The 12,139-nt window shown below is 48.1% G+C and carries 14 protein-coding genes; 2 read left to right on the plus strand and 12 right to left on the minus strand.

Features of this window, described 5'->3' with window-relative positions; all coding sequences use genetic code 11:
* Nucleotides 1-12: 12 nt before the first annotated feature.
* Both ftsE and ftsX read left to right on the plus strand, forming a co-directional pair.
* Nucleotides 13-669: a cell division ATP-binding protein FtsE gene (gene ftsE / locus MGMO_RS02375; protein ID WP_023493422.1), complete on the plus strand. Its 657-nt coding sequence runs from the start codon at nt 13-15 to the stop codon at nt 667-669.
* 3 nt (nt 670-672) lie between these two features.
* The gene (gene ftsX / locus MGMO_RS02380; RefSeq protein ID WP_023493423.1) at nt 673-1,680 is read left to right on the plus strand and encodes a permease-like cell division protein FtsX; all 1,008 of its coding nucleotides are present in this window, start codon (nt 673-675) and stop codon (nt 1,678-1,680) included.
* Between the two features lie 142 nt (nt 1,681-1,822).
* Here the strand turns inward: ftsX and MGMO_RS20465 are convergent, their stop codons facing one another.
* From MGMO_RS20465 to MGMO_RS02435, 12 genes are all read right to left on the minus strand, one after another.
* The gene (locus tag MGMO_RS20465; RefSeq protein ID WP_235557209.1) at nt 1,823-1,963 is read right to left on the minus strand and encodes a hypothetical protein; all 141 of its coding nucleotides are present in this window, start codon (nt 1,961-1,963) and stop codon (nt 1,823-1,825) included.
* Nucleotides 1,964-2,062: 99 nt separating this feature from the next.
* A complete protein-coding gene (locus MGMO_RS02385) occupies nt 2,063-2,995 on the minus strand; it encodes a VWA domain-containing protein (RefSeq protein ID WP_023493424.1) in 933 nt (310 codons plus the stop codon).
* Nucleotides 2,996-3,166: 171 nt separating this feature from the next.
* Nucleotides 3,167-3,724 carry a hypothetical protein gene (locus tag MGMO_RS02390; protein ID WP_023493425.1) on the minus strand — a complete coding sequence of 186 codons (558 nt, stop codon included), beginning with the start codon at nt 3,722-3,724 and terminating at the stop codon, nt 3,167-3,169.
* Entirely contained in the window at nt 3,721-4,707 is a 987-nt protein-coding gene (locus tag MGMO_RS02395; RefSeq protein ID WP_023493426.1) for a vWA domain-containing protein, read from the minus strand. The genes MGMO_RS02390 and MGMO_RS02395 overlap by 4 nt, the downstream gene beginning before the upstream one ends.
* A complete protein-coding gene (locus tag MGMO_RS02400; RefSeq protein ID WP_023493427.1) occupies nt 4,704-5,612 on the minus strand; it encodes a hypothetical protein in 909 nt (302 codons plus the stop codon). The genes MGMO_RS02395 and MGMO_RS02400 overlap by 4 nt, the downstream gene beginning before the upstream one ends.
* The gene (locus tag MGMO_RS02405; protein WP_023493428.1) at nt 5,612-6,466 is read right to left on the minus strand and encodes a DUF58 domain-containing protein; all 855 of its coding nucleotides are present in this window, start codon (nt 6,464-6,466) and stop codon (nt 5,612-5,614) included. The genes MGMO_RS02400 and MGMO_RS02405 overlap by 1 nt, the downstream gene beginning before the upstream one ends.
* A 5-nt stretch (nt 6,467-6,471) precedes the next feature.
* Nucleotides 6,472-7,152 carry a hypothetical protein gene (locus tag MGMO_RS02410; protein ID WP_023493429.1) on the minus strand — a complete coding sequence of 227 codons (681 nt, stop codon included), beginning with the start codon at nt 7,150-7,152 and terminating at the stop codon, nt 6,472-6,474.
* Between the two features lie 2 nt (nt 7,153-7,154).
* The gene (locus MGMO_RS02415; protein WP_036306581.1) at nt 7,155-8,174 is read right to left on the minus strand and encodes an AAA family ATPase; all 1,020 of its coding nucleotides are present in this window, start codon (nt 8,172-8,174) and stop codon (nt 7,155-7,157) included.
* 157 nt (nt 8,175-8,331) lie between these two features.
* Nucleotides 8,332-8,613 (minus strand): methanol dehydrogenase [cytochrome c] subunit, encoded by a 282-nt coding sequence (locus MGMO_RS02420; protein WP_023493431.1) that lies wholly within the window; start codon nt 8,611-8,613, stop codon nt 8,332-8,334.
* A 13-nt stretch (nt 8,614-8,626) separates the two neighbouring features.
* Nucleotides 8,627-9,085, minus strand: coding sequence for a cytochrome c(L), periplasmic (gene moxG, locus MGMO_RS02425; RefSeq protein ID WP_200922693.1), 459 nt, complete (start codon nt 9,083-9,085; stop codon nt 8,627-8,629).
* A 30-nt stretch (nt 9,086-9,115) separates the two neighbouring features.
* On the minus strand, nt 9,116-9,979 hold the full coding sequence (gene moxJ / locus MGMO_RS02430; RefSeq protein ID WP_023493433.1) for a methanol oxidation system protein MoxJ: 864 nt from the start codon (nt 9,977-9,979) through the stop codon (nt 9,116-9,118).
* 138 nt (nt 9,980-10,117) lie between these two features.
* On the minus strand, nt 10,118-11,926 hold the full coding sequence (locus MGMO_RS02435; protein WP_023493434.1) for a methanol/ethanol family PQQ-dependent dehydrogenase: 1,809 nt from the start codon (nt 11,924-11,926) through the stop codon (nt 10,118-10,120).
* Nucleotides 11,927-12,139: the final 213 nt, after the last annotated feature.

The raw sequence follows: 12,139 nt of genomic DNA on the forward strand, positions 1-12,139 counted from the left end.
TTAAAACCAACCATGCTCAAGTTTGAAAACGTCTACAAACGCTATGCCGAGACAGGTGATGTCCTGAAGAACGTCAACTTTCATCTTAAACAAGGCGAAATCGCATTCCTTACCGGACATTCCGGTGCGGGCAAAAGCACCGTGTTAAAATTGATTGCCGTGATGGAACGCGCCACGCGCGGCGATATCGTGTTGGACGGGCAAAAATTGAGTGCCATTAAAGAACGCCATGTGCCTTATATCCGCCGAAAAATGGGCTTTATCTATCAGGATTACAAGTTGCTACAAGACAGGACGGTGTTCGATAATGTGGCTTTGCCTTTGGTGATTGCGGGTTACGGGCATCAAGAAGTCTCACGTCGGGTACGTGCCGCTTTGGACAAGGTCGGCTTACTAGGAAAGGAGAAAAAACTTCCGCTGGGCTTGTCGGGCGGGGAACAGCAACGTGTCGGCATCGCCAGGGCGGTCGTTAACAAGCCGCCGATGATTATAGCCGATGAACCCACAGGCAATCTCGATCCCGAATTGTCTGCCGAAATCATGGCCTTATTTGAACAATTCCAGAATGTTGGCGTGACTATCCTGATTGCATCCCACGATATTTCCTTGATCCAAAAAATGAACCATCGCGTGCTGCAACTGGACCACGGCCAATTGGTAGTAGGTTAGGCCATGAAGCAGATTGACAGCTATCCGCATAAGCCCAAGACGGTAAAGCCCGATGTCCGCCAAACCCAAAGTGCGGGCGGAAACTTTACCGACCGCCTGAAAGCCTATCGCGACCAGCACGCACAGTCCTTTTTTTCTAGCCTTGGCCGCCTGTTTTCAACCCCCTTTACTTCGACAATGACGATAGGCGTGTTGGCACTTGCCATTGCTTTGGCCAGCGGATTTTACTTGGTCGTGGTCAATTTACAGCAATTAACTACCGGATTGGAAGCCAGCAACCAAATCTCCTTGTTTTTGCGGGATGAAATCTCAGAAGCCCACGCCAACAAATACGCCGACAACATCCGAAAAAAACCGAATATCCAGCACGTAAAAGTCATTACCAAAAAACAGGCGATGGCTGAATTCAAGGACTTTAGCGGCTTTGGCGATGCCATTGAGGTGCTAGAAAAAAACCCTTTGCCCATCGTGATCGAGGTGTTGCCCAAAGATGCACTGGTAGACAAAGAAGCATTGACCCAGCTATTCGAGGACTTCAAACAATCCGCCGAGGTCGATTTCGCCCAAATGGACATGGCCTGGGTTGAGCGTTTACAGTCGATAGTGTCTACCGCGCGCCTAAGCGCAATCCTGCTGGCTATCTTATTGGGGTTGGCGGTGTTTTTTATCGCAGGCAACACCATACGCCTGGAAATACACAATCGGCGGCAGGAAATTATCATCGCCAAATTGGTCGGCGCGACCAATGGCTTTATCCAGCGACCATTTCTGTATACTGGGTTTTGGATTGGATTTCTCTCCGGTGTCGCTGGCTGGTTTATTGCGACATCGATGTTACTGATTTTAAGGCAATCGGTCGAAAACCTTTCCGGTTTATATAAAGGTGCCTTTCATTTGATGTTTTTCAGTTATTCCGAGACTTTCTTTTTGCTAACCCTATCCACCACTTTAGCAGTCGTAGGCTCGTGGATAGTCTTGCATTTTCAAATCAAACAATTGCAGCCCGAATAACCGGGTTGAGGATTTCAGGGAATAAGTGCAACACCTTAACGTATTGTAACCTTAACGCTTGATTCCTTTTCTTTCGATCTGGCCTGTTGAGCCGTATTTATCACGTCAGAGTATTTTCATGACAGATTTTTTCGCTATCGCCTTAGACAAAGTTATCGGCAGTCGCTGCAAAATAGCCACAGGTTTTGCATAAGCCAAATGAATGCGACCGATTGGCTTTTTGTAAAGCCGCCAAAGTATCAGTAAAAGCCGTTTCATAATCCAAAGGATCATTTTGCTTCAACAGGGCGGAGCCTGACCCAATAGTTCCACTAGCTTGGCTTGTTCCAAAATTGCGCTGCCTTCCGACAGCAGCAAAAGAAGGTTGAATAAATGGATTTATTCACAACCATAATGCTATGGTTAAGGACAATGCCAATATTGCCCACTGCCAGCGGATATCGGCCACACTATTTTTTACCACTGGATAAATGTTGCTTGCCTCAAGTTTTGCAAGCATTGTTTGAGGTTCTGTGAGGTGAAGGTATTCAAATCCAGCCTCCAACGAGAGTTGCGACAAATAGCTTTCGTTCAATGCGCTTAGGTGTTCGGTTCCTATGGTTTCGGCACTCCCAAATGGCGCATTGCGGGCGTTGTAGCCTTCTATCTTTTCAGGGTTCAGGTCGGACTCCCCAAAAGCCGAACGGTGCGGGACATCTTCCACAGAGTAGAAACCTTCGCATTCGCCGCGTTGGTTATATTTCGGGATGGGTACGGGTTGCGTACCGCCGATACCGACAACCAAACCTTTCAACTTGTTTTTGACCGAAGAAAAGTCGGTTCGATAACGCGGATTTATCGGCGGCGCTTCATGCCCATCGGTCATGAACAAAAGTGTTTCTTTTCTATCCTTTAACATCTCCAGGGTTGAAAATAAACCGCTGGCAATACGGCTGTCGGCTGCCCAAGCCATGCGCCAATCCAATGCTTTAATGGCGGCATCAAGTTCGTTATGCCCCGTACAGACATCAATCGGGTCGAATAATAAGGTCGATCTTCGGTCGGTAAAAACACCTAGGCCCAACTTTGATTCGCAGGGCAATTGCAGCAGCAATTCGCTTAACGTGTGCTTGACGAATTCAAGCCTGCTGACGGTTTTTTCATCCAGATGATAATCCTCTGCATTCATGCTGCGGGTAATATCGACAATAGCGATTATTTGGTAGGTAGGCCGAGGTTCGATTTTGGTTGGATAAACAAAACTGGATAACATCGTAGCCAAAGCCAGTAGCAAAAACCAAAATCGGTAATCTTTGGCGATTTGACGATTCAACATGCGTGATCCTGCTTTTGTAAATGATTAATTTATAAAACTCAGATGTAAGTGTCGTAGTCTGTTCGTACCCAAAGGGCATAAATGCTGAGTATGTCGAGGCATGAGCGGACTACGACACACTCACCTAAAGAGTGAGTGGTATTCGGAAAGACTCAACTGATTTTTCTAGGATTAAGGCAAACCACGGGGAAATCCCGGCACAGTCGTCCAAAGCGGATTTTTAGGCTGTTGGCCATTTTCATCTTCAATATTGACCCGATCCCAATCCGGCAATAAGCGCATGGCGGTTTCAAAGTTGTATTTGGCATCCCAAAATTGGCTATCCCTTTGTAATGCCTGTTTATAAGCCTGTTTTGCCAAGGTGACAGAAGTACGTGCTTCATCCAGCCGGGCGGCATCCACTTGGCCAATGGCTTGGTTCAAGTAGAGATTGCCTAAGTTATAACGGATTTTCGCCTGTAGCTGCTCATCGCCTTGATCGAGAATCGCACTTAACGTTGCCAAGGCATCTTCTGGCCGATGTTGTTTGACCAGATAAATCGCCCTAGCAAGCCGGACTTCGGGCGGGGCTAAACTGAGATTTGCTATGGAGGCATCGCGGCCTGCGAGCAACTCTTTGATTAACGCGTTTTTCTGAGATACGCCAACCCATGACCCGCTTATAAGCATGGCCAACAATCCGCTCGACGCAAATGCAACCCAGATGAGTTGGTGGACAAAACGTTTCATCCGATACGCACCTCAAACAATTTCAGCATGAGCAGAAAGCCCAGCATTGCCGTTGCCCATTGATAACAAGCCTCAGTCAAATCGCGCTTAGGAATACGTTCGTAATAATGCAAAGGCCGATTTTCCAGTTGGCCTATATCATGGATCGCTTGCTGCATGGCTTTAGGGCTTTCCGCTTCGTAAGCTTGATAAGGTATGTTGAGGCTGCTAAAAAACAGGTTGAGATAGCGTTCCGGCATGGCATCTGCGGTATCGTCCCTAGGGTTTTCAGGGACGGCATTTAAGCCTGTGCTATTTTGGCTACGCAGAAAAATCCAGTACAAACGCACTTGGCTTTCCTTAAAAAGCTTACGCAATTCCAGTTCGCTGTCGGGATCGATAGCTGCCGCGCCGTCGGAAACCAATAGCAGCACCCGCGCTCCGGTCACGGGTTGCTGGCCGAAGAATGACAAGGCCATCGCCAAACCTTTGCTGATATTGGTATAAGCCAATGCAGGCGTTGACATCGCCGAGATAGCCGACTGGATGGCTTGCTTGTTTTCGGTCAATGGCATTACAAACAAGGGCGACGTACTGTAGGCGGCAATGCCTATGCGGTCTTGCTGCCGTTTGTCCACGAATTCCGATAATAAGCGTTTTGCCGCAAGCGATTTGGATTCTTCCACACCGTTCGGCGCTTTGCCCGCAAAGGTATTATCCATGCTGTTGCTCCTGTCCAAAAGCAGGACGATATGGGCACCGTGACCGACCCGCTCCATTTTCTGTTCTTTCAGGTAGATGCCGGATAAACCTAATATCAGTGCCGTAACGGTAGCCATGCCGATTAACCTTAACAGTCCCGAGAAGAACATCGACAGCGGATCTGGCGGCAGCATAACAGGCCAGGAATAAGCTGTGGGTTTGATTCCGGTTTTGATTAACGGCAACAGCGTCAGCAACAACCCAGTTAATACCCAAGGCGTTTCAAAGGCAATGGCGGTCAAACGCCACCCCGCTCAATTTTACGACAGTCAATGCAGAGTGCTTTTAATTGGAAAAACTCCTCTTCAGTGCAATATTTCCTGTCAGAAAAAAAATAGCGGTCAGAAAAAGCAAAAAACCAATCTATCTGGCCGGCTAGCTGTTTGAATTCCGGTTGTTTGGCATAAAAATCAGCCAAGCCATGCTTAAATAAGGGTTTGCTGTAGGTGTCATTAATGGCTTGGTGTATTGCTGTTAAGGCTTGATCGAGTTGTTGCCGAGTGAGTCCAGACATGTTTTTACAAGCAGTTTTAAAATGCTTCCGCTGTTTTGCCCAGGGAAATAACCCAAAGCAATAAGCCAGATAGAAACCGCTTGCTGCGAAAGTTACCAGAGTGATAGCTACGCCATTTTTATAGCTGCTCGTGTCAATTAAGTCAGGCTGGGCATCGGGCCTAAGATAAATCTTGCCTTCTTCTTTTCGGATTGCCAGTTCATGCAAGGGCGATAAGGTAAAATACCATTCGGGTACGGCTTGCTCGATTTTGTTGCCGTTTTGCTGAAAATACAAGGTAAATGCCGGAGTCTTCAACATCTTGACTTCCAGCGGCGAGTAAAAAATCTGATAGGTCAATTCGAGCAAATAACGCTTACCGTCATCGGTTGCTTGTGTCGTCAACTTTGCGGTTTTCAGGTTAAGCCAGCGATTCTGATCTCCGGTAGCCGGAATGCTGTCTTGAATAATGTCCAATTGATGCCGGGTTTCAACGACAATGCGATGACGGATTTCATCACCGATGACATAGCCATAAGGCTTGGGCGCTTGAAGCTCAAAACGTGTGATCGGTTCTTGCAGGTTTGGGGAACAGCCCGTCATGGCTAATAATATCAACCAAAAGCGAATTAAGCGGAAACTTAAGTCCATCATCAACCCGCCAACTTATGAAAATAAGCGGTCAGGCGTTGTGCCTGAAAGTTGTCGATTATGAACAGCGGTTCTACACCGAAAGACCGAAATGCTTTCTGTAATTCGAGTTTACGTTGGGTGTATGCTTCGATAATACGACACTTATAATTAGGACGTAGTAACAAGGTTTTGGTTTTGCCGGATTCCAGGTCTTTCAGCTTGACGATGCCCCAGTCCGGTAATGCCTGATATTCGGATTCATCCCAGAATACGACCGGCACGACGATATGCTGTGTTAACTGTGCCATGAGCGCACTAATTTTCCCTAGCGGCATATAAAAATCCGAAGCCAGGAATAGCAATGACCGCTTGCTGGGTAAGACGGGCGATAACTGCCATAGGCTTTCGGCTTGGCTGGTAAAGGTGGCCTTAGCCAGCCGTTGGGCAAGTTCCGTTGCACTGCCAACACTTCGATTCGCCGCCAACAACCATTGCCGTTCCAGTTTTTTGCCGCAACCGATAAAAGTAAAACTGTCTCCAGTTTGTGTTGCGGATAACGCCGCCGACAAGACAAAATCGGCCAGTGCTTGTTGCCTGGAATGTTTCCCTTGATACCTCATGGAAGCCGACAGGTCGGCAATCAACACCACCGGAAGCTGGGTGTGTTGCTGGAATACTTTGACGCGATAGTTGCCGAAGGGATCCAATGCGCTGGCACGCAGGTCAAGGCGGCGTGGGTCGGGTCTTGCCAATAACGAATCATGGCGAGTAAATAACTGGCCACTCCCTGCCATCTGCCCACGATGTGCGCCCAGTGACGGACGATGGCCTAATGGCGGTATTTTATAGATAAAAGGTTCAACGCGTGCCGTCATCGTGGTTATTGGACAACAACCAAATAAACCAACAACCCAGTCGCTGCGGCATAAACTGGCGCTGCAATTCGGACAGGGATGCCCATCATCAAGCCGACTACACCGGAAAATGATTTGTCTTCGCGATTATAAATCGCTTCACCTAAAAGCCAAAGCAAGGAGTTGAATAAGGCAAGCACGATGATCGAACACAGCCCGACACCGCTGAACAAGAATGATTTTGAAGCCAGCATGGCGGTGCGGTCGCTGGCATGGAAATAGTTTGCTGCCAAAATACCGACCATCAGCCCGCCCTCATCGAAAGCCACCAGAAAAAAGGTATAGGTAAACCGTCTGAGTGTAACGACAAATCCATGGACACTATCCAACTTAAGGGCAAGGTATTGGATAGGCAGGCACAGCGCAAACATTAACAAGCCGATTACCGTGAGCAGCACCCAGAAATTGAAACCGACCGCTTCGTTGACCGCTCCCGTGTAATAAGCGGCATAAGCGACCCCCGCATATTTGTCCAATGTCCCCGCCACAAACGAACTGACGAAGCCGACGCTAAACCACGTCAGATAGGTTTCGGTGAAATGGCCGATCCCCGCTTTTGGGATAATCAAGACTAGGTAATCTCGGATAGATTTCATTGGCAATACGTTTGCAGCGTGAGGTGCGGATGCCCCAGGGTTGTCTTTCATGTTCAAGGCGCGGCAATCTGGTTAAGGATACCGCTGACCAATTGCGGTAATATTTCATCTTTACGATAAGCATAACTGGGATTTAAAAACAGCCGGTGCATCATGATGACGGGGAATACGGCTTGCAAATCTTCCGGGAATAACGCAGTCCGATTTTGCAGCCAAGCGCGAACTTTGGCGGCACGGATCAGGTAACTCATCCCTCTGGGACTTACGCCAGCATGGAGCAACTGTGGCATATCGACATCAGCCAGATTAATGCCAAATTGTTGTGGGTTTGACGTGGCTTTCCACAACGCCAATGCATATTTTCGCAAAGCAGGGCTTGCAATGACTGCCTGTTGAATGAGTTGAGCGATGTCGTTCAGTTGATAATGAGCGATCAGCCCTGGTTCGACGTTTTCAATCAGCTTATCGACATCATGGTAACGTGGGTCGAACATCAGTTGGTCCAGCAATACGTCATCATTGGGTGGATCAATCTTGATTTCCATCAAAAACCGGTCACGGGCGGCGGCGGGGAGCTCAAAGGTTTCTTCGCGTTCGACCCGGTTGCGGTCGGCAAAAACCTGGACATAAGGTAATTGGAATTCTGTATTGAAGGCCGATACGCTACGCTCTGCCATGACCCGTAATAATAACGAATGCACTTGCGGACGGGCGCGGTTGATTTCGTTGAAAAAAAACGTCGAAAGCTGGTCGCCGTGCGTCAATAAAGGCCCTGGATCGACACAAGGCTTGGCATTCCTGTCCAAATAGGTGTAATAAATGAGGTCGGAGGGCATCAGGTCGATGGTGCCTTCAATGCGCTGATACTGGCCGCCCAAACCCCTTGCCAATGCTCGCAGCAGCGTGGTCTTGCCCACGCCGACATTACCTTCCAGCAAGATATGGCCACGGGTAAAAACCGCCGTAATAAGATGCCTGACTAAGGGATTTAATCCGATAACCGTCTGGTTAACCTGGTTTTCAAGTGTAAGTGCCTGGTTGCGCCAATCGGCGAGCTGATGTTCTACGGTCATAGTTTTTGTAAAAAAACTCCGGCGCATGGCGGATTGCCGGAGTTAAGGGTTTAGTCTTAAAAAACACTACAAGATAGGAATTTGTTGGGAGATACCTCGCCGCAAATTCCAAGGAGAAACATGGGCAGTACCCGTGCCCATATCAAAAGGGAAATAACTAATTTCCCTCTACTTCATAAACAAACTTGCCGGTCTGGGAGAGTTGTTTCCAGCGCTTTTCGTTACGCGCTTCCATCTCTTTGATCGACTGGGCTTGTTTATTCAGTTCGTTAGGGTCGTGCTTGGGGTCGTACTTGCTGCCCGCGACCTGTTCTGGATAACCTGGCTTGGCTTCCCAGCAAACCCCGGGTTCTTTACAATTGGTTCCGTCATAAGCCATCACTTGAAAACTCAGGCTTAATGCGATTGCAGTTAATGTACTAGTCAATAAAGTTTTCATCTATTTTTCCTCATTATTGTTTTAACCATTCGGCCTTACTTTTATCGCCGGTATAAATCGAGCGGAGAAATGCCATGATTTGCAACATTTCATCGGTATTAAAGTTGACGTACTGCGGCCCCATCATGCCGTTCGCACCACCAAACAAAGTTTCAAACAAGCCTATGTCAGTGCCGTTACGCGGATAAGTCCAGTAATCGTCAGCCAAGCCTGGGCCTAATTTGCCTTCAGCCTCATGACCGTGACAACCGGAACATCCTGTCATATAAAGACTTTTGCCTTTTTCTTCGATGTCCTTCTTACCGTTGTAGGGGTTTTTTCCGTCTTTCATGAATTGCTTAAAAGCGTCGGTATCGCCACCTTTTTTAGCAAAACTCATGTCCAAGGTTTCCCCGGTAATGGTATTACGGAGGGTTATCTCCGCAGAAGCAAAAGGACTTACCAATATCATGGTTACGCCGATACCCACCATTATTTTTGAAAGTTTTATCATCTTATTTCCTTAATTATTTTTTGCCATCGCGGACTGGTCTTCCGTCACTAGCGGGATATTTTCCGCTTCCAGAATTTCTTCAATATCACCTTGCTTATCTTTAATAAGCGCATTCAATGCGTTCAATAATTCGCGGTCATCTTTACGAACACCCATTGAGGTACTGAAATGGTGTGGCACTTTCTGACCATCGGCACGGACGTTGTTGTCTGGAATCACCGTCATCGCCAAAGGCACTGAAGATTCCTTAACATAGCGCGCCGCCGCCGGCCCCCAAAGCACAGCAACTTCGGCTTTACCTGAAGCGACTTCCGAAACTAACTTGGAATTTTCATATTTCACATACTGGTTGCGCGGGGATTTAAAACCGACCAACTCATGCTGGTAATTGAACATATCGTTATAGCGTCCAATCGCCCGTAACATGGTTTCTGCCGGTGTACCTGGCATGAAAGCAATATTTTTGGCTTTCTTGATTAACTCGCCGTCCCAGTTTTGCGCTGAATCAGCATCTTGCTCTTTGGTAATGAAGACATAACCCGAACGGTAATACGGCTCGGTGGTGGCAACGCGAGGATCGCCGGTATCCAAGCCCATCACCAGTTCGCATTGTTTCTTGTCCAGCAAGTCCCGGATGAAATAACGTGGGTCTTTCCAACTGACATACTCAATCTTCCGTCCCAATCCCCTGCCAACGAATTCGGCCAGTTTGTTCTCAAAGCCTTCGCCTTTACTGTTGGAGTACGGCATTTCATTTTCCGCCGCGCAGACTTTTAATGGGATGCCCTGCTGCTTGGCTTCAACCTCTGGCAGTTGCGCACAGGCACTTAAGCCCAGCGAACTCAGTAGAACTAATGTTATTTTTGATGGCATGATTTTTCTCTTAAATCCAATAATGCCGTAGGATGTGCTGAACGAAGTGAAGCGCATCGTTCGCGTGAGTTTTGATCCTCGACCGATGCGCCTCGTACCTCGGCACATCCTACATTTGGGGTATTCCTAAATTAGGTCTTACAAAGAAAACACCATCACGCCGCCGCCCATTTGGGTGTGGTGCGCCAGCTCTTTGAAAGCGCCTACCGCACCTAAACCGGCTGTCGGGTCTTTCAGGTCGAACACCAAGCCAACACCAGGCCAGCCGCCGACACCGTAGTAGATGGCGACATATTGCTTACCATCATGTTTGTAAGTAATGGGGTGGCCAATTACACCGGAAGGCAATTTGAATTTCCACAGTTCTTCACCGGTCTCGGAATGACGCGCTTTAATCCAGCCGTCCAATGTACCGTAGAACACCAAGTCGCCCGCAGTCGCCATCGTGCCGCCCCAAACCGCGAATTTTTCCTGGACTTCCCATTTGAATTCCCCAGTTACGGAGTTCATGGCTTTGACTTGCCCTAATGTGCCTTTAGGCCCTGGGTACATATTCAAGGTTGCGCCTACGAAGAACTGTCCGGCGCGATAAGGCAACATGAACGGTTCCCAATCCATACAAATGTGGTTGATGCCCATGAAGAATAGCTTTCTGGCAGGATCATAAGACTCTATACCTTGGTTGTGATAACCCATAGCCGACGGGCAAATGCCTTTGGCTTCATGGTCCATGTGGGTTGAATATTCAGGATCGCGTACCGGCAAACCGGTTTTTAGGTCAACGTGTTTCACCCAGTTTACGGTGTTGTCTATCTTGAATGCATTAACCAAAGTACCGTTTTCCCGGTTTAGGGTGTACACCAAGCCGTTACGGTCTGGATGGGTCAACAATTTAGTTTTTTTGCCGTCCACCATTTGCTCTGATAAGCCCATGTAGTTAACACCTGCATAATCCCACTCGTCGTGTGGTGTTTTTTGGTAACCGAATTTCGCTTCACCGGTATCGACATCACGACCCCAGATGGTCATTGTCCATTTGTTGTCGCCTGGACGCATGGTTTCGTTCCACGGCGCAGGGTTGCCTGAGCCGTAATAAATCATGTTAAGTTCAGAGTCGAACGCATACCAGCCCCAGTTGGTGCCGCCGCCGATTTTCCAGGCATCGCCTTCCCAGGTTTTTAGCCCTAAGCCGAATTGGCCATAATGCGGATTGGCGCTGTTGAAGTCTTTCGCCAGCTTAATGTCTTCGTCAGGGCCTGTGGCATAAACCCGCCATGCTTGCTTGCCGTCTTTGATGTTATAAGCGGTGGCGTAACCGCGTACGCCTAATTCAGCGCCGGAACTGCCCACAATCACTTTATCTTTGGCGACAAAAGGCGCAATGGTCAAGGTCGAACCCATTGCGATATCGGAGTTCTCCATTTTCCAGAGCAAATCCCCGGTCTTGGCATTTAGGGCCACAATATGGCCGTCTAGCTGATTGAGGAAAATGGTTGCGGGATAGCCATCGCCTTGCGGCGCATAAGCCAAACCACGGTTAACGACATCGCAACACGCCACAGCGCGGGCGGCAGGATTTTGTTTGGGCTTGTATTGCCAGAGGATTTTGTCAGGCTCTTTAAGGTCGAGTGCGAAAATATTGTTTGGATAGGGCGTATGTACATACATGATGCCATCAACAACCAAAGGCCCGCCTTCGTGGCCATTCAGCACGCCAGTAGAAAAGGACCACGCCACTTTCAGGTTTTTGACATTGGTGACATTGATGTCGTACATGTCACTGAAATGGGTCGCACTGTAATCCTTGGTTTGCATGACCCAATTGGTATTCTGTTTGGACAGCTGATCCAATTCTTTGTTGGCATACGCAGATTGTGTTGCGGTTAGCAGCAAGACCGCCAGCGTCGCCGTACCCCCCATATTCCGCGCAAATTTTTTAATTTGCATATATCTCCTCCAGTGTTTTTGTTATTCGCCCATTTTATAATGTAGGCGTAGTCCCAAAATGCCAGCAACGCCTAGTTAAATTGATAGGCGGCTTACTTGCAAAACGCATAACGAGTTATTAACGACAATCAGGACTACGCACTGGATATATGTTACTGAGGTCTATTGACCGAGTGTTACGGAAAAATCCCTTAAGTTATCGGGAATATTAGG

This window comes from Methyloglobulus morosus KoM1, from assembly GCF_000496735.2.
Classification (GTDB): domain Bacteria; phylum Pseudomonadota; class Gammaproteobacteria; order Methylococcales; family Methylomonadaceae; genus Methyloglobulus; species Methyloglobulus morosus.